This window comes from Deltaproteobacteria bacterium PRO3, from assembly GCA_030263375.1.
Classification (GTDB): domain Bacteria; phylum UBA10199; class UBA10199; order DSSB01; family DSSB01; genus DSSB01.
Genome location: SZOV01000002.1, coordinates 25,492 through 50,794, shown reverse-complemented (window position 1 = coordinate 50,794; position 25,303 = coordinate 25,492). Strand labels below are relative to the sequence as shown.

Sequence of the window (25,303 nt, the reverse complement as noted above, 5' to 3'; positions counted from 1 at the left end):
CGAGGGATTTGCCTCAGCGGATTCTTTTCCCTTCCTTGAATTAGCGCGGTTTCGCCCCGATTTTTACGAAAATTTTATACCCGGAACGGCCCTCTTTACTCCGTTTTTACGCGGCTTCGCTTACCTTAAGGCCTAATTTTACCGGAGCCCAAGCCATGGAAAACATCGTCGCCGGGGTTATTTCCCTTTTTGTCTTTGTTTACTTGTTCGTCGCCGTGATGCGGCCGGATAAGTTCTGATACCGATTTTCGGAGACGCTATGAGCACGCACAACCCCTCATCCTTATTCAGCCGGCACCTCATGGTGCCCGCGATCGGCAACGCCTTTAAGAAATTGAACCCGGCCGTGATGGTGAAAAACCCCGTCATGTTCGTTACCATGATCGGCGCGATCCTGACCACGGTCGGCATCTTCACCGCCTCGCAAGACCGCGTCTTCGTCGGGCAATTGGCCCTTTGGCTCTGGTTTACGGTGCTCTTCGCCAACTTCGCCGAGGCGGTGGCGGAGGGGCGGGGCAGGGCTCAGGCGGACGCCCTGCGCAAGGCGCGGAAAGAAACCATGGCCCGCGTCCTGCGCGACGGAAAGGAAGAGAGAATCCCCGCTCCTTCCCTCCAAAAAGGCGATGTGGTGGTCTGCGAGGCGGGCGACGTCATCCCCGCCGACGGCGAGGTGATCGAGGGCATCGCCACGGTCGACGAAAGCGCCATCACCGGCGAGTCCGCGCCGGTCATCCGCGAGAGCGGGGGAGATAGGAGCGCGGTCACCGGCGGCACCAAGGTCATCAGCGACCGCATTGTGGTGCGAGTCACGATGGAGCGGGGCAGGGGTTTCCTCGACCGGATGATTTCCATGGTCGAAGGCGCGAAGCGGCAAAAGACGCCCAACGAGATCGCCCTGACCATTCTGCTCGCCGCGCTGACCTTGATCTTTTTACTGGTCTGCGTCACGCTCAAGCCTTTCGGCTTGTTTTTCGAACTGAATTTTTCGATTCCCGTATTGGTCGCGCTCCTGGTGTGCCTGATACCGACCACCATCGGCGGCCTGCTCAGCGCCATCGGCATCAGCGGCATCGACCGGCTCATTCGGCACAATGTCATGGCCACCAGCGGCAAGGCGGTGGAGGCCGCCGGCGACGTCGACGTCCTCCTCTTGGACAAGACGGGCACCATCACCTTGGGCAACCGCATGGCCACGGCCTTCCTGCCCGCGCCCGGCGTGAGGCCGGAGCGTCTCGCGGATATGGCGCAGCTCGCCTCGCTGGCCGACGAGACCCCCGAAGGCCGCAGCATCGCGGTGCTCGCCAAACAGCAATTCAACCTGCGCGGCCGCGAGGTGGCGGAGCCTCATGCCAAATTCGTGCCCTTCACGGCTCAAACCCGCATGAGCGGCGTGGATTTCCCCGCCTTGGCGGGTCAGGCGGAGCGGATCATTCGCAAGGGCGCCGCGGACGCGGTCAAGCGGCACGTTGAATCGCTGGGGGGAAATTTCCCCAGAGAGGTGGAGAGGATTGTCGAGGAGATCTCCCGCGGCGGCGGGACACCCCTCGTGGTCGCCGAGAACCGCGAAGTGCTGGGGGTGGTCCAGCTCAAGGACGTGGTGAAGGGCGGGATCAAGGAGCGTTTCGCCAAACTTCGAAAGATGGGCATTCGCACGGTGATGATCACCGGCGACAACCCTCTGACCGCCGCGGCTATCGCCGCCGAGGCCGGCGTGGACGATTTCATGGCCCAGGCCACTCCCGAGGACAAGCTCAGGCGGATCCGCGAGGAACAAGCCAAAGGGCATCTCGTCGCCATGACCGGCGACGGCACCAATGACGCGCCGGCCTTGGCTCAAGCGGACGTCGGCGTGGCGATGAATACCGGAACCCAGGCCGCCCGCGAGGCCGGCAACATGGTGGATCTGGACAGCAATCCCACCAAGCTCATGGAGATCGTCGAGATCGGCAAGCAGCTCATCATGACCCGCGGATCGCTGACGACCTTCAGCCTGTCGAACGACGTCGCCAAGTACTTCGCCATTTTGCCGGCGATGTTTCTCATGCTTTACGCCAAGCCGGGCGAGGGAGCGGGACCCTTGGCCGCCTTGAACATCATGGGGTTGCATTCGGATAAATCCGCGATCCTGAGCGCCGTCATCTTCAACGCGCTTATCATCGTGGCGCTGATTCCCCTGGCCTTGAAAGGCGTCGAATATCGGGCGACCGGGGCCGCTGCGGTCCTCCGGCGCAACCTGTTGGTTTACGGGCTGGGCGGGATCCTGGCGCCCTTTCTCGGCATCAAGCTTATCGACGTGATCTTGGTCGCCCTGCGCTTGGTCTAAGCGGAAAGGAGTCGTTTGTGTGGATCTATATTTTGCTGGGACTCTCGGTCTTCGGATGGATGTTTTTGCTGACCTTCGAAGTCGATCGTTGGCAAAAATCGGATAGGACGCTCTTATGACCGTTTTTCTCTTTGTCCTTCTCATCGTCGGCGGCAGTGCCTTGCTCTCCTGGCCTTTGGGTCGATATTTGAAATGGGCCATGGATCCCGAGCCCGGGCAGGCGGGCCTTTTCGATCGCCTGTTTCGCGCCTTCGGCGGGAGCTTCGTCGGACGGCCGCAGGACTGGAAACAATATACCCTGTCCCTGCTCGCCTTCAACGTGATCCTGTTTCTCGTGAGTTTCGCCCTGTTGGCTTTGCAGCAGCGCCTGCCGCTCAATCCGGACGGGAAGTCCGCCTTGGAAGGCAGCCTGATCTTCAACACCGTGGCCTCCTTCGTGACCAACACCAACCTGCAGCACTACTCCGGCGAAGTGCACCTGAGCTATTTCTCCCAGCTGACCTTGATGTGGCTGCAGTTCGTGACGCCTGCCGTCGGGCTCGCCGCCTTGGCCGCCGTCGCCCGAGGCGCCGCCGGACGCAGGGAGATGGGGAATTTCTTCCTCGACCTGCAAAGGGCGACCTTTTTGGTGATGCTGCCGGCCTGCCTGATCGTCGGGTTTATCTTTGTGCTCGGCGGCATGCCCATGACCCTGGATGGGGTGGTCAAGGCGACGACTTTGGAGGGCATCGAGCAGGTCATCGCCCGCGGTCCGGTGGCGGCCTTCGTCGCCGTCAAGCAGCTCGGGACCAACGGCGGGGGCTTCTTCGGCCCGAACAGCACCCATCCCTTCGAAAACCCCAGCTTCTTCACCAATATGGTCTCGACGGTCAGCATCGTCGTTATTCCGATGGCCTGCGTTTGGATGTTCGGCCGCATCGTGAAGCGGATACGTCATGCGGCGGTGGTCTTCGGCGTCATGCTGGCCCTGATGTCGGCCCGCATCGCGACCGCCGTTCATTACGAATCGGCCCCAACCCGAGCCTTCGCGGGCCTGGCCGTTGAGCAGACGACCGGCAACCTGGAGGGAAAAGAGCTTCGCTTCGGATCCGCGGCCGGGCCGCTTTGGGCGGTCGCGACCACTTCGACCAGCAACGGGTCCGTCAACGCCATGCACGACAGCTTGAATCCCATGACCGGGTTGATGCCGATGGTCGGCATGTGGCTGAACGAGGACTTCGGAGGCGTCGGCGTCGGCTTTGTCAACATGTTCGTCTACATCGTTCTCGGCGTCTTCGTCGCGGGAATGATGGTGGGCCGTACGCCCGAGTATTTGGGCCGCCGCGTGGAATCGCACGAGGTCAAGCTGGCGGTGTTGGCGCTATTCGCGCATTCCCTTTTCATTTTGGCCCCGACCGCCCTGTTCGCCGCGACGGATTGGGGCGTCAAGGCGCTCAACAACGTCGGTTCGCACGGCTTCAGCGAAATCCTCTACGAGTTCAGCTCCGCCTCCGCGAACAACGGCTCGGGGTTCGAAGGCTTGGGCGACAACAACGTCCCTTGGAACGTCGCGACGGGCCTGGTGATGCTTCTGGCCCGCTTCATCCCGATCATCCTGCCCCTTGGCATCGCCGGCTCCCTGGCCGTCAAAAAGTCCGCCGCGGAGTCGGCGGGAAGCCTGGGCGTGGATAACCTTACCTTCGGGATCATGCTGTTCGCGACGATCATCTTCATCGGCGCGCTTACCTTTTTCCCGGTCGCGATCCTGGGACCCGTCGCCGAACATTTGCAATTCATGAGGTAGGAACGGAAAGCAAATATGAAATCCTTTGTCATCGGCATTCGACTCGCTATCGTTACCATCGCCATCGTCGTGGCGGCCTATACCGCCGTCCTGCTGGCGGTCGCGGGCGCGATCGCCCCTCAAACCGCCCAGGGTTCCTTGTTGAAGAATGCCGAAGGAATTATCGTCGGCAGCTCCCTGCTGGCCCAAAAATTCACCAGGCCGGAGTATTTTTGGTCCCGGCCCTCGGCGGTGGACTACAACGCGTCGGCGACGGGCGGCAGCAACAAATCGCCCACCAGCGGCGACTTGACCGACCGCGCCGCCAAGACGGTTGCGGCATACGGGGCCACCCGCGAGAAACCCCTGCCCGCCGAATTGGCCGCCGCTTCGGGAGGGGGCATGGATCCCCACATTACCGAGGCGGGCGCCTTGTACCAGGCCGGCCGTGTCGCTCAAGCGCGCGGCATGGCCTTGGCGGAGGTGGAAGCCCTGATCCTGAGGCAATCCTTTGTTTCCGGCGGGATCCTCGCGTCGGGCCGCCTGGTCAACGTCCTGGAATTGAACCTGGCCCTCGACGCCCTGAAAAAATAAAAGCTCCGGAGGCGATCTTCGCTGTTCCCCGCGCCCGGCGGCGTTTAAAATGGGCGCGACTGATTTTATGCCTTCCCCCTCGAGCGAAAACCGGCCCAATCCCGACGAATTGCTGGCCGCCATCAAGAAGGAAGAGGCCGAACGGCGGCGCGGCAAGCTGCGCCTGTTTTTCGGAATGGCGGCGGGCGTGGGCAAGACCTTCGCCATGCTCAAGGCCGCCCAGGCCCAAAAAATGGCCGGCGTCGATGTGGCGGTGGGGATCGTGGAGACCCACGGCCGCCAGGAAACCGCCGCCTTGCTCGAGGGGCTGCCGCTGCTGCCCCGCAAGCAGATCGAATACCGAGGGACGGTCTTGGAAGAGATGGACCTGGAGGCCGTTCTGGCCCGCAAGCCCCGTATCGTGCTGGTCGACGAGCTCGCCCACACCAACGCCCCGGGATCCCGCCATCCCAAGCGCTACCAAGACGTCCTCGAGATATTGGAAGCCGGGATCGACGTCTATTCGACGATGAACGTGCAGCATCTCGAGAGCCGAGTCGACCTGGTGCAATTGATAACCGCCGTGCCGGTTCGCGAGACGGTGCCCGATTCGGTCCTCGACCTGGCCGACCAGATCGAGCTGATCGACATTTCCCCCCACGAGCTGCTCAAGCGCTTTCGGGAGGGTAAGGTCTATCCCGCCGAGCGGGCCAACCGAGCCATGGAGCATTTTTTTCAAGAAAGCCACCTGACCGCGCTGCGGGAGATCTCGCTCCGGGCGACCGCGGAGCGCGTGGACCAAGACCTGCAAGAGATCATCGCGGAGGGCCGCGTTCAAGGACCCTGGGGAACCGGCGAGCGGATCATGGTGGCCGTCACTCACAGCCCCTTCTCCGAACGATTGATCCGGGCGGCCCGCAAAATGGCCGTGCAGATGGAGACCACGTGGATCGCGCTTTACGTGGACACGGGACGGGCGCTCGGCGAGCCGGAGCAGAATCTGCTGGTGAAGAACCTCGAGCTGGCGAGGGAGCTGGGAGCCGAGGTGGTGACGACCCAGGATACCGACGTGGCCGCCGCCATTCAAAGGGTCGCCGCCGCGAAGAACGTCGCCCAGGTCGTCATTGGACGCCCCACGCGTAGGTTTTGGCGCGAATTGTTTCAAGGCGGGTCCCTGATCGACCGCTTGGCGCGCGAGACGCGCGGCATCGACGTCCATGTGATCCGGCAACCCGACCCCGGAAAAAAACCGTTCCGATTTTTGTCGCCCCTGAAAGCGGAAGCGCCGATCTCGGCCTATTGGAAGACGGCGGCTTTCATCGCCTGTACGGCGGCGCTGGGCTGGGTGTTGCGGGACCTGATCGGTTATCAGGCGGTGGGATTCATATTTTTGCTTATGGTCATGGCCGTCGGCCTGGTGGCCTCCCTCGGCCCCACCCTTTTCGCCGCGACTCTCGCCTCCCTCATCTGGAATTTTTTCTTCATCCCGCCGCTCTTCACTTTCTACATCCGGCGCCCCGAGGACATCATGATGTTCCTCACCTTCTTCGTGGTCGCGGTGGTGACGGGCAGCTTCGCCTTCCGCTTGAGACGGCAGCAGCGCGCCCTGCGCCAGCGGGAAGAAAAGACGAACATTCTCTACGAAATCCTCAAGGCGATGACCTTGGCGCGCGGCGTCGACGCGGTGGTCAAGGCCGCCTTGGAGCGCATGGAAGAGATCTTCGGCGGCGAATGCTGCGTCTTGACCCGGGCGAACCTGGAGCACGACGACGGACCTTCCTTCGGCGCCATGGCCTTGGACGAGAAGGAGCGGGCCGTCGCGCGCTGGTCCTTCGAGCACGGCCGCATTGCGGGCTGGTCGACCGAGACGCTTCCGATGGCTTCTTCGCTGGCGGTGTCCTTGAAGTGGGGCGAGAGGAAGTACGGCGTGCTCCTGTTTCGGCCCCGTTCCCGCAGGGAGCTGACTCCGGAGCAGGAAAATTTCCTCTTCGTCATCGCCAACCAGATCGCGGTGGCCGTCGCCAAGAACGAATTCGAGGAGGAGCACAACCGGGGGGCCCTCCTCGCGGAGTCCGAGCGGCTTCACCAAACTCTGCTGAATTGCATCTCCCACGAGCTGAGGACGCCGCTGACCGGGATCATGGGGGCGGCGACGGCCTTGCAGGAGGAAAAGACCGCCGGCGATCCCGCGGCGCGGGGCGCCCTCGTCAAGGAGATGATCCGCTCCGTGGACCGGCTCAATCGCGTCTTTGAAAACCTGCTGGACATGACGCGGCTGGAATCGGGTATGCTGAAAATCAACAAGGAGTGGTTCGATATCCGCGATCTCGCGCGACAGACCTTGAAGAGCCTGCAACTCCCCTTGGCGGAGCATCGGGTGGTGTTCCGGGAGCCGGAACAGGGGCTTTACCTCCAGGGGGACTTCCAGCTTTTGGAGCACGCCGTTTCCAATATTCTCTTGAATGCGGCTTCTTACTCCCCGCCGGGGACCGTCATCACCGTGGAGCTGCGCGCCCGCCTGGGCTTCGCCGTCCTGTCCGTGGCCGACCAGGGGCCGGGGATTCCCAAGGAGATGCGGGAGCATATTTTTGAAAAATTCTATCGCGTCCCGGGAACGCCCGCGGGCGGCACCGGCTTGGGTCTGGCGATCGCCAAGAGCCTGGTCGAGACGCACGGCGGGAGGATCGAGGCCGGCGAGACGCCGCAGGGCGGCGCCGAATTCAGCGTTTGGCTGCCGCTCCCCGAGGCGCCCGCCGAAATTCGAGAGGCGACGCAATGACGGCCATCCAACGCATCTTGGTCATCGACGACGAGGCGGCCATCCGCAAGTTCCTGCGGGTGAGTTTGGAGAACCAGGGCTACAAGATCGAGGAGGTCGCGACCGGGAAGGACGCCTTGGCCGTCGCCATCGGTTTCCGCCCGGAGCTGGTGGTCTTGGACCTGGGCCTGCCCGACATGGAGGGATTAGAGGTCCTGAAAAGCCTGCGGGAGTGGTCGAAGGTCCCGGTCGTGGTGCTGACGGTCAGGGACTCCGAGCGGGACAAGGTGCAATTGCTGGATGCCGGCGCGGACGATTACCTGACCAAGCCCTTCAGCGTTCCCGAGCTGCTGGCGAGGATCCGGGTGATCGAACGCCATCGCGAGCCGGAGGTTTCCGAAAATCCCGTCTTTCGTGCGGGCGGCTTGGAGGTGGATTTCGCTACGCGGACCGTCAAGGTGAACGGCGATCCCGTCCATTTGACCGCCACCGAGTTCGGCATTTTGCGCCTGCTGTGGAAAAATCAAGGCAAGGTGGTCAGCCACCGGCAGATCCTCAAAGAGATCTGGGGACCTAATTCGGTGGAGCATACCCAGTATCTGAGGGTCTACGTGGGGCATCTGAGAAAAAAACTCGAGCCCAACCCCGAAACTCCCTCCCTGATCGTCACGGAGCCTGGCGTAGGCTACCGTCTGATCCTGGAGCCCTAATCCCCGCCCTTATACATCCCTGCGACCAAGGACTCGTAGCGCTCGAGTATCTTGCGCCGCTTCAGCTTGAGCGTTGGCGTCAGCATGTCGTTGTCCTGGGAGAACTCCTCCGGGACGATCTCGAATTTCTTCACTTGCTCGTAAGAGGCCAATTCCTGCTGGACCCGCGCCAACTCCTCCTTGGCCCGCTGCAGGACCTTGGGGTGACGGCAGAGCTCGGGCCAGGCGAGGGCGGCGTACTCGGGGGCGGAGAATTCGCGACGCACGATCTCTTGGTTGAGGACCAAGAGAGCGACCAGGTAGGCCTTGCCGTGGCCGAAGACCGCGGATTGTAGGAACCACGGGCTCTTCTCCAGCGCCTGCTCGACCACCGAGGGAATGACGTTCTTGCCGTAGGAGGTGACGAGCATCTCCTTGATGCGGCCCTTGATGTAAAGATAGCCGTCCTCGTCGATGTAGCCCTGGTCGCCGGTGTGAAACCAGCCCTCCTTGTCGATCGCCTCGCGGGTGGCTTGCTCGCTGTCGTAGCCCCGCATCAGGGTGCTGCCCCTCACCAAAATCTCGTCGTCGTCCCCCAGCTTGACCTCGACGCAGCGGAGCGGCAGGCCCACCGAGCCGATCTTGTTGCGGCGGCGCGGGTTGACGCTGACGGTGGGCGAGACCTCGGTCAGGCCGTAGCCCTGCAGGACCTCGATCCCGATGGACTCGAAGAACTCGACCACCTCCGGGTCGATGGGCGCGCCGCCGCAAATGATGCGGCGCAGGCGGCCTCCGAATTTCTGTCGGATCTTCTTGTAGAAGAGCAGCTCGCCGATGCGGTCGGCCGGGAGGTGGAAGAGGGCGGCGGCGCTTTTTTCGGATTTTTTCTTGTGCAGCTGGGCGCTCTGCTCCAACACTTTGAGAAACACGTTGTAGAGGCCCTCGGAGCGTTTCTTGAGATTATCCATCACGCCGGCGCGGATCTTCTCGAGCAGGCGCGGCACCGCGTTGATGCGGGTGGGGCGAAAGACCTGGATGTCCTCGACCAGCTGCGGGAGGCCGCGGCCGTAGTTGATCTGAGCCCCGAGGAAGAGCGGGCCTAAAAGCCCCGCGTTGCGCTCGAAGGCGTGGCTCAGCGGCAGCACCGAGAGGACGATGTCTTCCGCCGAGGCCTCGACCGGCTCGTTGCCGAAGATCGTGGAGTCGGTCAGCCCCCGGTGGGTGAGGAGCACGCCCTTCATCTCGCCGGTGGTCCCCGAGGTGAAGATGATGGTGGAGAGATCCTCGCCCTTGACCTTGGGCGCGTCCGACGCGGGCAGCGGCTGGGCCTGTTTCATCAGCTCGTCGAGGAAGTGGGCCTGCTTTCCCTTCGGCAGCTCGCCTTTTTTGAGCGATTTTTCAAAAAACAACACGGAGTCGGTGCAAGGCGGAAGCTTGCCGAGGAGGGCGGCGGTCTTGTCCTCGACCCCCGGGCCCAGGACCAGCATCTTGGAGCGGGATTGGTCGAGGACCTTGGCGATCTGGTCGACGGTCAGGACGGTGTGGATGGGGACGAGGACGATGCCGAGCTTGTTGACGGCGAGGTCGACGACCGACCAGTTGGGGTCGTTGGCTGAGATCAGGGCGACGTGATCGCCCTGTTTGAGCCCCAGCTTCCGGAGCACGGCGGCGCAGCGATTGGCGCGGTCGAGCAACTCCCGGTAGGTCCAGTGGACCTTTTCGCCGTTTTTAAGGAAGGCGATAGCCGGACGCAGGGTATTGTTTTTCGCGGACTTTTCGAAGGTTTCGAAAATAGCGGCCATGACTCCCCCCTTCTCCACCATCGAACGGAGAAACATTGTACAACCGAGGTTTCTCCAGGGGCCAGCGAAAAAAGGCGCAATGCGGCGCAGGGGGAAAGCTCTTGTCTGGATTAATATTTATTGGGTTGCTAGGATATCCCACAGGGGATTTGGGAATATTTTATCATCTATGCCGTTGCGTCCGCGCGCTTGGTCAAAGCTATTGCGTCTTCTTTCCTCCCTGTTGGTTGTTTCCCTTTTTATGGCGTCCTGCACGAATAAGAAGGGGGAGGAAAGGGGGGAGGGTTCTGCGCTTTTGCAACCGGCCGCGGAGGGCCGGAAGAGCCATCTATCCAATGAGGTTGCTGATGAGGGCCTTGCCCAGGGCGGAGGCGAAGCCGAAATCGGGTCGGGGGGAGTCGAGGGAAACAAGGATAGCGACAAGGGGGAAGGCAAGGCAGACGAGGACGATGCGGCATTTCGCGTGATTGTTAATTGAAGGAGACGGCGATGAAGCTTCGAAAATTTTTGCAATCCGCCCTGGGGGTGGGCGTATTTTTGTCCGTGGCGGCGACGGGGAATTTGTCGGCGCAAAGTTGGGTGATCGTTCCGGTATTTCTCGAGTCCGTTACCAAGGTGCAGCAACAGCACAATCCGGTCTATGGCGCGAATTCCCTGACGTTGAGCATCGAAGGCCGTTCGGCCGGCAAGCCGATGAACGTCAACATCAGCGTCAATTCCCCGGGCTGGGGGGCGCAAAAAATGTTCGATTCTTGCGAGAAGCATGCGATGCTGGCGCTGCACTACCCCGGCCGTTACGTATTCGAGGTCGTTTCGGGAGATGGCGGACAAGACGGGTCGATCACTCTCAACGTGAGCGACGGCAATTCGGATGCGGTGATTTGCTCCGTCAAGGCGAAGACTCAGGTGATGGATCCGCAGATTCCTTCGACTTCGATTATGAAAACGCCGAATATTTCTAATTGATCGGGGTTTGCGTCTTGTCTCCGCCGTGGTTGCGGGGCGGGCTGTCGGGTTGCGATGCCAATATATTGTTAAAGTCGATTTTTATTAAATTTCCTTCCAACACTTGGCCTGATCCATGTTTCCTCATAGAAAAGGGGGGGGCGCCGCCCCTCGGGTTGCGCAGTGAAGTGGCGATGCTCGGAAATGATTTCGCAACCCACGGGTGTCGCTTGACGATAATCCATATATGGAATATATATAAATTAAATTTTATTTATGGATAATTGATGAATGCCTTTCCCGTCGAAAAACCGACCCTAACGGATGAGAAGATGGCTCGCTCCGGTCTCAAGGCCTTTTTTAAGGTTGCGGAGTTATGGGGCTTAAATCCGCAACAGCAGAAGACCCTTCTGGGGGTCCAGCCCCAGTCGACTTTCTATAAATATAAAAATCTCGATGTTAAAAAATTGCCGAAGGACACCCTCGAGAGAATTTCTTATGTTCTCGGCATTTTTAAAGCCTTGCAGATTTTATTGCCGAACGAAAAATCCTCCGACGAATGGGTGAAAAAGCCTAACTCCGCGCCGATATTTGGAGGAGGCTCGGCCTTGGACCGAATGTTGTCGGGAAACGTGGGAGACCTCTACGAGGTTCGAAAATACCTCGACGCACAGAGGGGCGGATGGTCGTAAGAGTCCCTCCTATAAGGAAGGTCGATTGGGCGACCTTCCGCCTAATTCCTTCCCGCGATCCCCCCATCGATGTTTTTGATCGGGTCTCCGATCCCGATGAATTCGAAGTCCTCTATGAAATTGAGGCGATGACCAACGATCGGCTGCGAGCGGAACAGAATTTGCTTCGCTTGGTGCCCAAGGAAGAATGGGTTTTTGGCAACAACGCGAGTTATCTCATGGCTCCTTTCCTGCATCTTAATCCGGAGGGAAGCCGATTTAGCGACGGTTCCTTCGGAGTCTATTATTGCGCGAAAAACCTCCAAACCGCCCTTGAGGAAACCAAATACCATCGGGAAGTTTTCATGAAACGCACTCGGGAGAAGGCCATGCATCTCGAGATGAGGCTTATACAGGCGCGATTGAAGGGGATGTTTTACGATGTTCGGGGCGTATCCGGGACTCCTTCCGGCATTTACGATCCGATGTCTTATGGTGCCGGGCAAAAACTCGGCGGGAGTCTCCGGGCCCAAGGAGGCAACGGCTTACTATTTAAAAGCGTTCGGGATCCATTTCCGAAACGAAATGACTGCGCCGCGGTTTTTAGACCTAAAACCTTATCCAACCCGCAGGTAGGCGGGCATTTCATTTATGTCTGGGACGGAAACAAAATCGTTTCAGTTTATGAAAAACAATAGACGGGCTTGGAATATCAACTGGATGGCATATTAGCCGCGCGTTCAATAATGCTCGGGGACGTCGATGGTTATCGAACTTTTTTGATGAGCCCGCAAGGGAAAGAACTTTTCGAATTTGCGATGAATAGCCGAGTGGCTTAAGGTTTTCGACCTCTCTTCTCACCTGCATAAAACCCTCAAAAAAATCCCCCTTGTTTTTGTAACAAAAACATACTACTTTTTGTTACAAAAAATGCCTAAAAATAACTCAAAAGCTATTGAAACTATTATAAAAAATAGAATTTATGGCCATACTAGGGGTTGGTGCATGACCCCAAAGAATTTTAGAGGGCTTGGTACGGAAGGATCAGTTAGGCTCGCGTTATACCGCTTAACCAAAGCCGGCATGATCCGCCGCCTTGCCCAAGGCCTTTATGAATACCCTCGAACCCATGAAAAATTGGGTTTTCTTCCACCCTCGGTTGATAAGGTTGCTCAAGCCATTTCCGAGAGGGATAACATCAAGATTCAACCCTCCGGTGCATATGCCGCTAACCTCTTAGGTCTCTCTGACCAAGTTCCTTCTCGGGTTGTTTTTATCACGGATGGGCCTTCCAAAAAGATCAAGATCGGCAAGACTGAGATAGTCTTCAAAAAAACCACAGCCAAAAATATGGCCAATGCCGGAACTCTGTTGGGTTTGATCCTTCAAGCGCTGAAATACATGGGCAAAGATCATTTAACAAAATCCGAAACCCAGAAATTGAAAAAGCATCTCCTTGCCATTGATGAGAAAAGTCTTAACCGCGGTATCCGACATGCCCCGGCTTGGATCCGCAAGGTCACTATCGAATTACGTGGAAACATGAATGGATAAAATTCACCTCCTCACTCCAAAAGAAAGATTCCCTTATTTTGAAAAGGCCGCGGAACAAATGGGCGTCACCAGCCCTCTGATCGAGAAGGATTATTGGGTGGTCTGGGTTTTGGGGAGGCTTTTTAATATCACTGAAATCAAAGATCATCTCACTTTCAAAGGAGGCACCTCCCTTTCTAAAGTTTATAATCTCATCAGGAGGTTTTCAGAGGATGTTGACCTGTCCATCGAGAAATCATTTTTTGGTTTTTCTGAGGATAATTCTCCTGAGCATTTCTCGAGCCGCAAGCAAAGAAGTATTTCCTTGGAACAGCTTTCCCAAGAATGTGGGCAGTACGTTCAAAACAAACTTTTGAAATCCCTTTCTGAAGATTTTTCCAATGAGCTCAACTCGACCGATGGGTGGAATCTTAGAATTGACAAAGCCGACGATACAAACCAAACCCTGCTTTTTGATTATCCAGCCATTACGACTGCCCAAACCGGTTATATCCAACCATCAGTTAAGATCGAACTGGGTGCCCGGGCCGAGCATTGGCCTGTGAGTCAAAAGACCATTCGAAGTTACGTGAAGGAACTGGTAAATGATCAAGTTGAAGAACCCGCTGTCACCGTGAAAGTTTTGAATGTTGAAAGAACCTTCTGGGAGAAGGCGACCATCTTGCACCAATATGCAAATATTCCTTCCGACAAGAAGGTTCCTCCGCGTTTGTCCCGGCACTATTATGACTTTTCCTGCCTCCTCAACTCTTCGGCCAAATCTGAAGCTTTGGCCAACCAGGCCCTTTTAGAAAAAGTCGCAAAACATAAAGAAGTGTATTTTCCATCGACATGGGCCAAATACCAATTTGCAAAAAAGGGCACCTTGAAGCTCGCCCCTCCCGATCGCATTTCTTATGAATTGGGAAGGGACTACCAAGCCATGCGGGAAATGTTTTTTGAAGGTCCGGCCTCGTGGGATGAGGTGATGGAAGGGATTAAATTGTTTGAAACGGAATTTAACTCTTAACCGGAGGCAATTTTTTGTCCGCTTTTGTCGGACAAAAATAAATTTGAATTACAAAGACTTAAAATAGAGCGGACATTGTCGGACAAATTGAGGCCCCTTTAAAGTGGGGGCAGAAATTGAAATTCGTGAATTATTTTAAGCAATTAGTTTTCGAACGCGAATTGCGTAAGGTGTGTGCCACTTTAAAGGGGGCGTAGCCCATCGCCGAGAGGAGCGAGGATTTTCGAAATCGCAACAATCTGTCGAAAAAAGGAAAGACAGGAAACGAGCGCATTTAGAAAAAACACCCTTGAGAAAGATGAACGGTCTAAAACGAAAGTGCAGGATAGAAAATATGGGTGACAGTTGGTCAGTTACCTGACTTGAGGGAGTCACCTTACTGTGTCAGGCGGGTGGGATATAAAATTCGATGGGATCTGTTCCACAGTCCACTGGGTCATGGAAAAATCTGGGAAAGGTTTTGATCGACTCGGAAATAAAAAGCCTAATCAACACAGGTAAGGCGGACCACTTTGAGGTAAGAGCTTTCAAGAAAGCGGCATGGGACGCTCAACGGATTTAAAAATCTCAACTTTCTCAATATTGATATTTCCAATAGATAGAACGTTGCTATTATGTCTCGAACGCCACGCAAAAGAAAAAAGAGGAAATCCTCAAAAAAAAACTACGTCGTCGTCTCTACCAAGAGCTATGGAAACAAGCTAAAAGGCACGAGGATTTATTTCGAGGGGCGGAAACCACAGAAGTTGAATCCAGATGGCAGTATAAAGTTTGGAAAACATATTCTAGAAACTTTAAGTGCCAAATTCCAAAATTTCAAATGGATCATCACGCCTGCAACCAATTCGATTGAAACTAAATGGGGGGTTACCCGCATAAGAATATCGGAAAAGCTCCTCAGCAAAATGTATCAGGAGGAATGGTCGCGCAGCAGGGATATCAAAAATGACATTGTTCGCCGTTTTTTCTCCATAACTTTTCCCTCATATTTTAGTGATGGCATAACCCAAACCTATGTCCCAGGGACACTTGCCGGGATGTTAGATAAGAAAATTGTTTCGAGGCTATCCACTGAGGACCGGGATGTAATCAGAAAGTTCATTCCCGAATTTGTAGCAACAGAAGCTGTTGGAACCGTTACGCTTCTTAAGGCTTCTGCTGAAATAAAGACCTTGAAAGAATTAGCAACAGATTTCGAAAAGGAAATTGATAAGGACCATGGAGAATCTTGGTGGCAAGACTATATAAAAGCAAACATCCTCTTAATGCAACAGGGCTATATCAAAGCTCTGGACAAATTGAATTTGGCGATAGGTGAGACGAAATTTCCAGATTTTTCCTTAATAACTCACGACAATTATTTGGATATACTTGAAATAAAGAAACCCGATACGCAGATTTTAAAGGAAGATACCGGGCGGGGTAATTTTTTTTGGACTACTGAGGTATCGAAAGCCATAATCCAGACTGAGAATTATATTGATAATGTTAGTCGTCACGGTGATGCTTTACGCTCGCATCTCAAGGATAAGTTTAATTTAGAGACCAAGGCTTTACGGCCACGGGGAATAATCCTAGTTGGTGACACACGACGCTTTGCCTCGCAGAAACAACGCGACGACTTGCGACTTCTCTCTCAGGGAATTAAGAATATAACTATTCTAACCTATGATGAATTACTAACCCGACTTAAAAATTATATAGTAGTGCTTGAGCAATTTAGTAAAAAATTATCGAGACCTAGGCTCCCACTAAAGGCCACCAAAAAGAAAAAACCCGGCAAGTAATCCATATTGATATTTCTTATGCCTATTCCAGATTATCAATCTACTATGCTTCCCTTGTTGCAGTTCGTTGCAGACGGGCAAGAACACTCTTTGCGCGAAGTGATTGAGGGTTTGGCGGACAAATTCAATCTTACGGAATTGGAGAGAAAAGATTTGCTGCCGAGTGGTCAGCAGCCAGTTTTTGATAATAGGGTTGCATGGGCTCGAACGTATTTAAGTAAAGCGGGATTGCTTGATTCCACTAGGCGAGGCTTCTTTAAAATTACCCCTCGGGGCCGTGAAGCCTTGGCGAAGAATCCGTCAAAAATCAATGTGAAATTCTTAGACCAATTTCCGGAATTCGTAGAATTTCGAACAAAAAAACAAGAACAAAAGGAAACAACTGATATACTTGAAGCTGAAAATCTTAAAACTCCAGCCGAGCTCTTGGAAACCGCCTATCAGAAATTACGTGAAAACCTTGCTTCGGAATTACTTAAAATCGTAAGCGAGTGCTCCCCGGCCTTTTTTGAACGACTCGTTATAGATCTATTGGTAAAAATGGGATACGGAGGGTCCCGAAAAGAAGCTGGAAAAGCTATTGGTCGGATGGGTGACGAAGGAATCGATGGAATAATAAATGAAGATCGGTTGGGTCTGGATGTCATTTATATTCAAGCTAAACGATGGCAGGCAACGATTGGAAGGCCAGAAATTCAGAAATTTGCTGGGGCCCTTCAAGGCCACCGAGCAAAAAAAGGAATTTTTATTACAACCTCTTCATTTACGAAAGATGCTCAGGATTACGTATCCAAAATAGATTCTAAAATTATTCTAATCGACGGAGAGCAACTAGCTCACTTCATGATCGACCACAACATTGGGCTTACGCCCATATCCACTTATGAAACCAAAAGGATCGATTCTGATTATTTTAACGAAGAATAAAAGGGCGTTGGTAGCAATTAAAAAGCATCGTCTTCAACGGCTTGTTTAGCGGTTGTATGCTTGCCACGGCCATTTGGAATTAGATTATGCCTTCTCATCCAGCCCAAGGCCTTCAGAAGCCTGTCTTTGGGGAATCGACGTTTCTTGTGGTGCCAATTCTGAAGAAACTCTCTAATAATATCTTGGTCCTCCGCTCTTTTTTCTTCGATTAAGAGGTCATTCCAGCAAGCATATAAAGTGGCCACAATTTCACATTGATCAGTATCGAGTTTCCGACATATCTCTGTAATTCGGTTTATTTCTGGGACCTTCTCATTTAGAAGGCTTTTGGCTCTTTCTACCAAATCAGGAAGGTGGTCTCCCGGAAGATATTTTACTCGCCGGCCAGAGGTTTGTTTAACCTGGAAATAATCATAACTCATACCTAAAGCTTCAATACCCATTTTGGAATTATAAAGGGCTCTTGCATCAAGAGGACCAGCGGCCTCCCGGTAATAATCTGTTCGAAGATCTATATTTTGCGTTGCATCCGCAAGATAAAAGAGTTTTGCAAATTTAGTTCGACCAAAATTAGGATCATTTGAAAGAGAATTAATTATCAATCCAGCAACGACTAAACGTTTTTCTAAGATTTTTTCAAATTTTGTAGAAGGAGTGAAAAGAGATACAATTTTTTTGGGCTGTTGCATTCCAAAATAATTCAATCCATTCTTATCGAGGAGAAGGTTATAAAATTCTTCCTTTGTTTGCTTTAGGAGTTTTTGAACGTCCTCGTAGACCCCCAATAAAGCTTTATCATCCGTTTCGTTCGCATAATCTTTAATTTGGACAATGCCCGCCGTTACCCTAAGAGCCCCTTTAGTAATAAAATAAGGTCTTTTAAATGGAGCGATTATTTCTGGTCTGCCGTGGAAATTATTTTTCCAAACTGAATAAAGATTTTCGACGGATTGAACAAGTTTATCTGGAGTCGATTTCGATTCTGAAAATACTTGAGCCATGTTTTTTGACCAAAATGACTCAGGACTTGTTGGGGCCATTGGATTAGACACAATTATTTCTGGAGCTCCGTTAACGGGATTATTTGCAGGAAATATTGTTTCAACACATTCATTTTCTGAGAACCCAATGGCAAACGAATATTTTAAGACTTCATTGGAAAATCTTTGTGGTATAATAGGAGTCCAAATTTCAAGAGCATCCACCCACAGTGGATATGAACAATGTGCGAAAGTTTTCCCAAGCGAGAACCAGAGAAACAGCTTTTTCGCTTCTTCCATTGAATTAGCCGCAAATGATCTATTATCAGCGTGTCCCGAAAAACAACGATAGGCCCTTACTCGCATGAATCTAACGTCAAGATGAAAATGAGGCACATTAAAAGATTCTTTATTGATTCGGCATGGAGTTAAATCATCCATGAAACCAATTTTTCCGCCCAGACTATCGCCATAGGCTTTTTTATTTTCCATACGAGGATCGCCTAAAGGTAAACCTCCCACAATGGTCAATCCAACCTCGTTTCGGCGTCGATCTCTTTTAAAATCAGTCATTTTTTGTTCAACCCACTCCCTAATTGTTTGTCGTTCTATGCCCAGTCCAACCCTAATGGACCTTGGATTAGAGAGAATCGTTTTGCATTGATCATCTAAGGCCTTAATATCAGTCCAAGATAAATTGGCGAGTTGATCTTTTTTTACCCAAGTAAGGTCGATAAGAGAAATATTTCTTTCTGGATCGAGCATTTCTCTATTTGTGTTGTATGCCCAAATCGTAAAGGCCACTGGGAATTTTCCCTTAACATCAAAAAATTCCTTACCATTAATCAAAATCCCATCAATGTCTTTGAAACTGGCGAGGACTTCTCCTCTTAATTTTTGAAATATTGGCCGCTTGGTCATCCAGGCGGCTTTAGTAAATACAAGTAAAAGTGAATCACCGGGCAGCCCACTTTCCTCTGCAATTTTACAAATCTGCTTCATTTGTGCCAAGAAACAGCAATAGCGTTCAGAACTGGCGTCGTTACCGGTAAGTTCTACAATGGAAGGATGAATATTATATTTTATTGCTTCGGCTGTCTGGTCATCGTCACTTCTATATGGAGGGTTGCATAAGAAGGCTAATGGCTTATTTGGCTTGTGTCCTTTTTCGATTAAATATCTTTTTAAAATCTCAAGATAATCATCTGCACTTTTATCCAAAAAATTTAACCCTTTATTTTCATTTACCTTTGGAACAACTGTGAATTTCCCGTTGTGCCATGCGTCACCTTTCATTCTCTGTTCCACGGAGAAAAGTAATTCAGGCTCGATTTCACTTACTACCTTGTGTCTTAGTTCAAGTGGGGAACGCCAATTTGTAACAAGATTTCCGCTTCCACAGGCCGGATCAATAACCAGATAATTTTTCCCTAGATCCGGCAAGTGTTGTTTCACAAGCCACATCACAAACTTTGATAAATCTAAATCTGTAAAAAAAATTCCATGACCGATTCGGAAGTTTTTATCTACGGCGTCAAGAGCCTCGTCATAATGTGCAAAGAAATCGTCATTATTTTCGCCCTCACCCAACTGCACCGCATGATTTTCTACAAATTCTTTGAATAAAAGCCGTTTGCTGGAAATGAGGTTTTCTATTTTCTCACCACCGAGGGTTGCTTGGTCATCAACACGTTGGCTTATCTGTAATACGGACGTTTCATTCCAACCGAACACCATACTGTAAAAAGCCCGCACGGCTTTGATTGGTTGGGCAGGGTCAAAAAACTGGGGCATCTGTTTTAAAATGGTAATGAAATTTCTTGGAGTAATCTTCTGCCGAACCTTCTTGGCTTTACGGAGAGTATCTTCAAATGATTTAAGTTTCGTGAAGACAATATCGGATTGTGAACTAAATAAATCTCCAAAAAGTTCATCTCCCCCTGTCCAAATGGCCTTTTTATAAAGACTCTTTTTTTCAGTAGAGTATTTTCTCGCTAAATCTTTACCGAGAGTACTGGCTGCCTTTTTGCTAGATAGGACTTCCTGGATAGCTTCTTCTGGAAGATCATTAACTTGCCAGACTGCAAGAAACTGTTTCGCTGCTACAACGATCAATGAGAAATCAAGTTCACGCTTATATGCGAGGCCTTGGAAAAGGCCACATAACCAATCATTAGTTTTTCCTTTTAACTCCAAGACAAAATGACTAGGGACGTATCCATCAGATCTCTTGGCTTCGGATTGGCGAGTAAATGTATCGGGATAGAGTTTCCTAAAATAAGCTAAGGCAAGATCCTCGTTTGCTTTTTCTTCAGGACGAGAAACATATTTGAGCAGACCTTCTATGTGGCTGGGAAACTTCCTGCTCATTTAATGAATTTTAGGCTTCTTCTCTAAGCCATGCAAATAAATACATTTATGCTAAAAACCCTTTAAAAACGGGGTGTATCCCGGTGGCTGAATTGGGAACTTGTCCGCATTTGTCCCTGACGTGTCTGCTTATGTCCGTTGAATGAAAACCTCGTTTAGGACATTGTTCTCAAAACTTTGAGAGGTACCTTATGGACGAGGGAAGTCTTTTTATAACCCCGACTGTCAAACAAGCTCCTGGCTCATCGACGACCTCACCTGCCGAATTCAGACTTCTGACTGAAAAACCGCCCAGCAAATCGAGTCCTGGTCCTTCGCGAAATTAGTGGGACGATGCATTGTTGGGCCGACCTGAATATTTTCTAGTCCCCACCCAAAATGGAGATGGGCTTTAAAAACCCTTAGAATCGACCTTTCGTAAAAAAATCTAATCGCGTGATTTTATTCAAGCACGAATGCAAAACTTCAAAAGGGGGCTGAGGTCCCGGCTAAAAAAAATATTGCCCCTAAAATGAACGATTTTAGAGAAACTAGGGGCTAAGACTACCTCGATTGCGATCGATAGCTATAAGTACAAAACGACCCGAAAAAATGAAGGCCGTTAGACAGACTCCCCATTTCTTGTCCCAACCCAGACAAGAATTTTAATTGATGACGCTTTCGCAAAAAGGTCGATACCTTACCGGCCCGCATCGACCAGTCCTATATCGATTAATTGGATGGAAGGATCCGGGAAGAGTTTTTGGTTATCCAATACCAATCGCTGGCATGAAGAGAAGCTAATCCTTGAGGCCCAACTCAACGCCTACGGTTATGCGGACATCCCATATTATGAGAGCGGGAAGAAGATACTCGAACTCGGCAAACACATACATCAACTGTATTTAAGAACAACGGACCAAGAAAACGGGAACTCCTCAATCCGATCAAATCGAACTACTTTCTCAAGAACGGAACCCTCGAATATTCCTTAAAAAAGCCCTTCAACTGGACGGCCCAGTGGATCGCGCGTCCAGCAATGCTCGGGGACTTGGATTCGAACCAAGATTGACGGAGTCAGAGTCCGTAGTCCTACCGTTAGACGATCCCCGAAAGAATAAGATTTCGCATTCGCTTAATGAATTCGGTAAAATCTATCAACTCCAAAATCCAAGCGAGGGATTTATGAAATGGTTTGCCTTATCCGCCCTGTTTTTATCCCTGGCCGCAGGTCCCGCCCTGGGGGCCGAGGCCCAGGCCCTGCCCGAGAAGGTCCCGGTCGAGCTCTACGACGCCAAGGGGGCCATGATCGCCGAGATCAAGGTCGAAAAGGACAAGCTCGACCAGTACACCCAAGAGCAAAAGGCCAAGGGCATCGTCGTCAAGCCCCTGCAAAAGGCGCCGCCGCCCGCCGCCGCGACCCCCGCGCAAAAATAATTTTGCCGTCGGACGGGATTCGGTTAGTCTAGCCGTCTTCAGGGCTCAATAAAGGAGCTTAGCCATGATGACGGGTCTCATCCTCACGGCCGTTTCCCTGCTGTTCACCTTCGGCATCCTCGCGGTCGTCTTTTATTTCATCTACGTCAAGGTCATCAAACCCAACCAAAACGCCAAGCGCATCCTGCAAACCGGCGAGCCCGGCAAGGCCAAGGTGCTGGCTTTGGCCGATACGGGGGTCCAGATCAACAACAACCCTCAGGTCCTGATGACCCTCGAGGTTACCCCCGACCGCAGCCGCCGTCCTTACCAGGTGCAGACCAAGATGGTCATTTCCATGCTCCAGATTCCGCAATTCCAGCCCGGCGCGCGCCTCCTAGTGCGCATCGACTCGGCCGACCCCAATCAGGTGGCCGTCGCGGGCATCGACACCAGCCCCGCCTAGCTCAATCCGATTTCGCCTCGGTGTTCGGGAAGGGATCCGCCTGGACTGAGTAGGGCTCCGGAGCCTTTCGCGGAACGGGGGTGTTCGAGCGCAGATAATGGTATTCCTTGCCCGTATAGACGTTGACCGCCAGCGTACGCAGCTCCTGGCGCTTCCAATCCCGAGGGAGGCGCCGCGACTCTTTGCGGTCAAATAGGTCCGAGGCGCGCAGCACCTTGCCTTGGACTCTCTTCCACGCGGTCCAACTGATGCGCTCGGGAACCCTCCCCAAGGGGAAAAATTCCCGCAGCAACCAACGCTCGCTGGCCGAGGGGGTGTAGAAATATTCTCCGGGCCTCGGAGGAGGCACCCGCGCCCAGCGCCACAATCCGTAAACCCCCAGGCCGGTGAGCGCGAGCGCCCCCAGCAGACGAGGCAGATCCACCGAGGAACCGTTGCCGGCGGACGCATGTAGGTCGAAGGCGAGGCAGGCCAAGCCCGAGCGTCTCGACGGCGAGAAAGCGGAGAAAAGCGCGTCCAGCCGCAAGGCCTCTTGTCTTGGAATTGCCGGGCTCCGCGGTTCCAGAGACGGCCCCAAGAGGCGCTTTCCTAAGCCGGCGCCGAGGCGAAGCCCAAGGTACGAGGCTAGGGCATCCGTCACCCAAGTGGCGTTTGCCCGGCGCTCGCGCAGGCCGACGGCCTCTTCCGCGCGCCGCGCGGCCAGCAGGCCGGAGAAGAGCGAGGTCTGGAAGAGGGCGGGCCGGGCGAAGGCCAGCCGCGCGGGCAGGCGGGCCGCCGCGCCGTGGCCGAATCCGCCGAACAACTTCATGACTCCAAGTCCCAACAGGGCGCTCGTCCAGGCGCGGTGGAGGGGAGGCGCGGATTCGGGAGCCAGGAGCCGCTGAACGCCGACGAGGACCGGCGTCTCCGCCAGTAGGGCGGCCCCGCCCGCCAGCAGGCGCGTCGCAAGGGCGGATCGGCCCGCACCGGCGAGCCGAGACAGGGCCGCGGCCCCGGCGATCTCGCCCGCCCAGCCGGCGGCCAGCATGGGCAACAGTTGGCGGTAGTCCGTGAGGTCGCGGGCGAAGCGGGAGGCGAGGTATTCGAATCTCGGACCGAAGCTCCCCGTTCCGGCGACGGCGGCCAACTCCCGCTCGGCTGTCGCCGCGGTGTTTCCGGAAGCGTCCTCCTCCCGCAAGGCAGCGAAGAGCCGGGCCGCGCGCTCGTCATGGCCCTCCGCCCGCCAACGGCGGCCCAGCCGCAGCAGGTCTTCGTTGCGGAGGTCCTCGCGGGGATCGGAGACAAGGGCCGCAAGCTCGGCGGCGGAGGCCGCGTTCAGCGAGGCCGCGAGTCCGGGCGGCGGCGAGAATGGCTTTGTCGAAAGTCGGTTCATGGCCCTGGGCGCGCGAATCTTCCGGTGCGGCCGCCGCGCGGGGAGCGGCCTCCGGTCCCGAGCCTAAATGAAGGAAATGCGCCGGGTTTTTCGGGATGGGCCGGGAAAGGTTGTGTCCTTAGGGGGCGGGGCGGGAAGAAAAAAACTCGAAAAATCGTCGCAAAGGCCTTATAGGGCCCTTCGCAATGCCATCGATTCCCGAATCGATCCGGTCTCTTAAAGACTACAGCCTTTCGCAATTCCTCAAGGACCTCATGGCCGGAGGCATTGTCGGCGTGGTGGCCCTGCCCCTCGCCATGGCCTTCGCGATCGCCTCCGGCGTCCCTCCCGAGCGGGGCCTCTTCACCGCCATCGTCGCGGGCTTTCTGATCTCGGCCTTGGGCGGTTCCCGCGTGCAGATCGGGGGCCCGACCGGGGCCTTCGTCGTCATCGTCTACGGCATCGTTCAAAAATACGGCTACGACGGGCTGGTGATCTGCACCATCCTCGCGGGCCTGATGCTGATCGGCTTCGGCGTCGCGAAGCTGGGCGGCTTCATCAAATTCATCCCCGTCCCCGTCACCACCGGCTTCACCAGCGGGATCGCCGTCATCATCTTCAGCGGGCAGATCAAGGACCTGTTCGGCTTGAAGATTCCCAGCCTGCCGGCGCATTTCACCGAGCAGTGGCGGAGTTATTTCGAGCATTTCGGTTCGGCCGACCTGACGACCATCCTGCTCTCCGCGCTCTCCCTCGCCATCATCGTGTTGTGGCCGCGCGTGACCCGGCGAATCCCGGGCTCGATCGTCGCGATGCTTGTAGTCACCGTCTTGGTGCAGGTCCTTCATTTGCCCGTCGAGACCATCGGCTCCCGCTTCGGCGACATCCCCGCGACCCTGCCCAAGCCCGCCTTTCCTGAGCTGAGCTTCGAGAAGATCCGCATGCTGCTCAGCCCCGCCCTCACCGTGGCGCTGCTGGGTGCCATCGAGTCGTTGCTCAGCGCCGTCGTGGCCGACAGCATGACCGGGATGCGGCACAAGTCCAACACCGAGCTCATTGCCCAGGGGATCGCCAACATAGCGTCCCCGCTCTTCGGCGGCATCCCCGCGACCGGCGCGATCGCGCGCACCGCCACCAACGTCCGCAACGGAGGCCGCACGCCGGTGGCGGGGATGGTACACGCCTTGGTGCTGTTCCTGATCCTCCTGCTCTTCGGCCGCTGGGCCAAGCTGATCCCGCTCTGCGTCCTGGCCTCGGTTCTGGTGGTGGTGGCTTATCACATGAGCGAGTGGCACGCCTTCAAGACCCTGCTGAAGGCGCCCAAAAGCGACGTCGCGGTGTTGCTGGCGACCTTCTTTCTGACCGTCTTCTTCGACCTGACCCTCGCGGTGCAGGTAGGAATGGTCCTGGCGGCCTTCCTCTTCATGAAACGCATGGCCGACGTCACCAATATCGGGATGATCACGCGCCAGATCGCCGACCCGCAGAGCGCCGGGGTCGACCTCGAGGACCCGCTTTCGATCCACAGCCGCGAGGTGCCGCCGGGCGTCGAGGTCTTCGAGATCAGCGGGCCGTTTTTTTTCGGGGTGGCGGAGAGCTTAAAGGATACCCTCGACATCGTCGAGCAGCCGCCGAAGGTATTGATCCTGCGCATGCGCCACGTCCCCGCGATGGACGCGACCGGCCTGATGGCCTTGGTCGACCTCAAGCGGCGCTGCGACCAGCAGGGGACGACCCTGATCCTCTCGGGGGTGCATGCCCAGCCCTACCTGGCCATCGACAAGGCGGGAAAGATCGAGCTGTTCGGGGAGGCCAATGTCCTAACCAACGTCGATCTCGCGCTCAACCGCGCCCGGGAGATCCTGGGCCTGCCGCCGGCGCCCCCGCCGGAGAAGTTCGTCCCCAGCGTGGCTCGGGAGGAAAAGGGGTGAGTCGGGGGAG

The 25,303-nt window shown here is 54.5% G+C and carries 19 protein-coding genes and 1 tRNA gene; 16 read left to right on the top strand and 4 right to left on the bottom strand.

What is annotated here, in order from left to right; all coding sequences use genetic code 11:
- Positions 1–155 precede the first annotated feature (155 nt).
- The 6 genes from kdpF (at position 156) to FBR05_00735 (ending at position 8,126) form a co-directional block, all read left to right on the top strand.
- Entirely contained in the window at positions 156–239 is an 84-nt protein-coding gene (gene kdpF / locus FBR05_00760) for a K(+)-transporting ATPase subunit F (GenBank protein MDL1870716.1), read from the top strand.
- A 20-nt stretch (positions 240–259) separates the two neighbouring features.
- The gene (gene kdpB / locus FBR05_00755) at positions 260–2,323 is read left to right on the top strand and encodes a potassium-transporting ATPase subunit KdpB (protein ID MDL1870715.1); all 2,064 of its coding nucleotides are present in this window, start codon (positions 260–262) and stop codon (positions 2,321–2,323) included.
- 115 nt (positions 2,324–2,438) lie between these two features.
- Positions 2,439–4,106 carry a potassium-transporting ATPase subunit A gene (gene kdpA / locus FBR05_00750; protein ID MDL1870714.1) on the top strand — a complete coding sequence of 556 codons (1,668 nt, stop codon included), beginning with the start codon at positions 2,439–2,441 and terminating at the stop codon, positions 4,104–4,106.
- Between the two features lie 15 nt (positions 4,107–4,121).
- Positions 4,122–4,679 carry a potassium-transporting ATPase subunit C gene (locus FBR05_00745; protein MDL1870713.1) on the top strand — a complete coding sequence of 186 codons (558 nt, stop codon included), beginning with the start codon at positions 4,122–4,124 and terminating at the stop codon, positions 4,677–4,679.
- 49 nt (positions 4,680–4,728) lie between these two features.
- On the top strand, positions 4,729–7,437 hold the full coding sequence (locus FBR05_00740) for a sensor histidine kinase KdpD (GenBank protein ID MDL1870712.1): 2,709 nt from the start codon (positions 4,729–4,731) through the stop codon (positions 7,435–7,437).
- Positions 7,434–8,126, top strand: coding sequence for a response regulator (locus FBR05_00735; GenBank protein MDL1870711.1), 693 nt, complete (start codon positions 7,434–7,436; stop codon positions 8,124–8,126). The genes FBR05_00740 and FBR05_00735 overlap by 4 nt, the downstream gene beginning before the upstream one ends.
- On the opposite strand, the gene FBR05_00730 is transcribed toward FBR05_00735, so the two are convergent.
- Positions 8,123–9,943 (bottom strand): long-chain fatty acid--CoA ligase, encoded by a 1,821-nt coding sequence (locus FBR05_00730; protein MDL1870710.1) that lies wholly within the window; start codon positions 9,941–9,943, stop codon positions 8,123–8,125. The genes FBR05_00735 and FBR05_00730 overlap by 4 nt on opposite strands.
- A 453-nt stretch (positions 9,944–10,396) precedes the next feature.
- Here FBR05_00730 and FBR05_00725 point away from each other — a divergent pair, with 453 nt between their 5' ends.
- From FBR05_00725 to FBR05_00695, 7 genes are all read left to right on the top strand, one after another.
- On the top strand, positions 10,397–10,873 hold the full coding sequence (locus FBR05_00725) for a hypothetical protein (protein ID MDL1870709.1): 477 nt from the start codon (positions 10,397–10,399) through the stop codon (positions 10,871–10,873).
- Positions 10,874–11,139: 266 nt separating this feature from the next.
- The gene (locus FBR05_00720; GenBank protein MDL1870708.1) at positions 11,140–11,544 is read left to right on the top strand and encodes a DUF2384 domain-containing protein; all 405 of its coding nucleotides are present in this window, start codon (positions 11,140–11,142) and stop codon (positions 11,542–11,544) included.
- Positions 11,535–12,221 (top strand): RES domain-containing protein, encoded by a 687-nt coding sequence (locus FBR05_00715; protein MDL1870707.1) that lies wholly within the window; start codon positions 11,535–11,537, stop codon positions 12,219–12,221. The genes FBR05_00720 and FBR05_00715 overlap by 10 nt, the downstream gene beginning before the upstream one ends.
- A 232-nt stretch (positions 12,222–12,453) precedes the next feature.
- Positions 12,454–13,077 carry a hypothetical protein gene (locus FBR05_00710; GenBank protein MDL1870706.1) on the top strand — a complete coding sequence of 208 codons (624 nt, stop codon included), beginning with the start codon at positions 12,454–12,456 and terminating at the stop codon, positions 13,075–13,077.
- On the top strand, positions 13,070–14,086 hold the full coding sequence (locus FBR05_00705; GenBank protein MDL1870705.1) for a nucleotidyl transferase AbiEii/AbiGii toxin family protein: 1,017 nt from the start codon (positions 13,070–13,072) through the stop codon (positions 14,084–14,086). The genes FBR05_00710 and FBR05_00705 overlap by 8 nt, the downstream gene beginning before the upstream one ends.
- 614 nt (positions 14,087–14,700) lie before the next feature.
- Entirely contained in the window at positions 14,701–15,873 is a 1,173-nt protein-coding gene (locus tag FBR05_00700) for a DUF4263 domain-containing protein (GenBank protein MDL1870704.1), read from the top strand.
- 18 nt (positions 15,874–15,891) lie between these two features.
- Positions 15,892–16,800, top strand: a complete 909-nt coding sequence (locus FBR05_00695; protein MDL1870703.1) for a restriction endonuclease — start codon at positions 15,892–15,894, stop codon at positions 16,798–16,800.
- Between the two features lie 17 nt (positions 16,801–16,817).
- Here the strand turns inward: FBR05_00695 and FBR05_00690 are convergent, their stop codons facing one another.
- Both FBR05_00690 and FBR05_00685 read right to left on the bottom strand, forming a co-directional pair.
- Positions 16,818–20,150, bottom strand: a complete 3,333-nt coding sequence (locus FBR05_00690) for a hypothetical protein (GenBank protein MDL1870702.1) — start codon at positions 20,148–20,150, stop codon at positions 16,818–16,820.
- 1,021 nt (positions 20,151–21,171) lie between these two features.
- A tRNA-Gln gene (locus tag FBR05_00685) sits at positions 21,172–21,242 on the bottom strand.
- 72 nt (positions 21,243–21,314) lie between these two features.
- On the opposite strand from FBR05_00685, the gene FBR05_00680 reads away from it, so the two are divergent.
- Both FBR05_00680 and FBR05_00675 read left to right on the top strand, forming a co-directional pair.
- Positions 21,315–21,566 carry a hypothetical protein gene (locus tag FBR05_00680; protein ID MDL1870701.1) on the top strand — a complete coding sequence of 84 codons (252 nt, stop codon included), beginning with the start codon at positions 21,315–21,317 and terminating at the stop codon, positions 21,564–21,566.
- Between the two features lie 64 nt (positions 21,567–21,630).
- Entirely contained in the window at positions 21,631–22,011 is a 381-nt protein-coding gene (locus FBR05_00675; GenBank protein ID MDL1870700.1) for a hypothetical protein, read from the top strand.
- A gap of 1 nt (position 22,012) precedes the next feature.
- Here FBR05_00675 and FBR05_00670 read toward each other — a convergent pair whose 3' ends face one another.
- Entirely contained in the window at positions 22,013–23,383 is a 1,371-nt protein-coding gene (locus FBR05_00670; protein ID MDL1870699.1) for a hypothetical protein, read from the bottom strand.
- A 185-nt stretch (positions 23,384–23,568) separates the two neighbouring features.
- Here FBR05_00670 and sulP point away from each other — a divergent pair, with 185 nt between their 5' ends.
- A complete protein-coding gene (gene sulP / locus FBR05_00665) occupies positions 23,569–25,293 on the top strand; it encodes a sulfate permease (protein ID MDL1870698.1) in 1,725 nt (574 codons plus the stop codon).
- Positions 25,294–25,303 lie beyond the last annotated feature (10 nt).

Coding starts and splice junctions, on each gene's coding strand:
- kdpF (MDL1870716.1), top strand. CDS start 156: ATGGAAAACATCGTCGCCGGGGTTATTTCCCTTTTTGTCTTTGTTTAC.
- kdpB (MDL1870715.1), top strand. CDS start 260: ATGAGCACGCACAACCCCTCATCCTTATTCAGCCGGCACCTCATGGTG.
- kdpA (MDL1870714.1), top strand. CDS start 2,439: ATGACCGTTTTTCTCTTTGTCCTTCTCATCGTCGGCGGCAGTGCCTTG.
- FBR05_00745 (MDL1870713.1), top strand. CDS start 4,122: ATGAAATCCTTTGTCATCGGCATTCGACTCGCTATCGTTACCATCGCC.
- FBR05_00740 (MDL1870712.1), top strand. CDS start 4,729: ATGGGCGCGACTGATTTTATGCCTTCCCCCTCGAGCGAAAACCGGCCC.
- FBR05_00735 (MDL1870711.1), top strand. CDS start 7,434: ATGACGGCCATCCAACGCATCTTGGTCATCGACGACGAGGCGGCCATC.
- FBR05_00730 (MDL1870710.1), bottom strand. CDS start 9,943: ATGTTTCTCCGTTCGATGGTGGAGAAGGGGGGAGTCATGGCCGCTATT.
- FBR05_00725 (MDL1870709.1), top strand. CDS start 10,397: ATGAAGCTTCGAAAATTTTTGCAATCCGCCCTGGGGGTGGGCGTATTT.
- FBR05_00720 (MDL1870708.1), top strand. CDS start 11,140: ATGAATGCCTTTCCCGTCGAAAAACCGACCCTAACGGATGAGAAGATG.
- FBR05_00715 (MDL1870707.1), top strand. CDS start 11,535: ATGGTCGTAAGAGTCCCTCCTATAAGGAAGGTCGATTGGGCGACCTTC.
- FBR05_00710 (MDL1870706.1), top strand. CDS start 12,454: ATGCCTAAAAATAACTCAAAAGCTATTGAAACTATTATAAAAAATAGA.
- FBR05_00705 (MDL1870705.1), top strand. CDS start 13,070: ATGGATAAAATTCACCTCCTCACTCCAAAAGAAAGATTCCCTTATTTT.
- FBR05_00700 (MDL1870704.1), top strand. CDS start 14,701: ATGTCTCGAACGCCACGCAAAAGAAAAAAGAGGAAATCCTCAAAAAAA.
- FBR05_00695 (MDL1870703.1), top strand. CDS start 15,892: ATGCCTATTCCAGATTATCAATCTACTATGCTTCCCTTGTTGCAGTTC.
- FBR05_00690 (MDL1870702.1), bottom strand. CDS start 20,150: ATGAGCAGGAAGTTTCCCAGCCACATAGAAGGTCTGCTCAAATATGTT.
- FBR05_00680 (MDL1870701.1), top strand. CDS start 21,315: ATGAAATGGTTTGCCTTATCCGCCCTGTTTTTATCCCTGGCCGCAGGT.
- FBR05_00675 (MDL1870700.1), top strand. CDS start 21,631: ATGATGACGGGTCTCATCCTCACGGCCGTTTCCCTGCTGTTCACCTTC.
- FBR05_00670 (MDL1870699.1), bottom strand. CDS start 23,383: ATGAACCGACTTTCGACAAAGCCATTCTCGCCGCCGCCCGGACTCGCG.
- sulP (MDL1870698.1), top strand. CDS start 23,569: ATGCCATCGATTCCCGAATCGATCCGGTCTCTTAAAGACTACAGCCTT.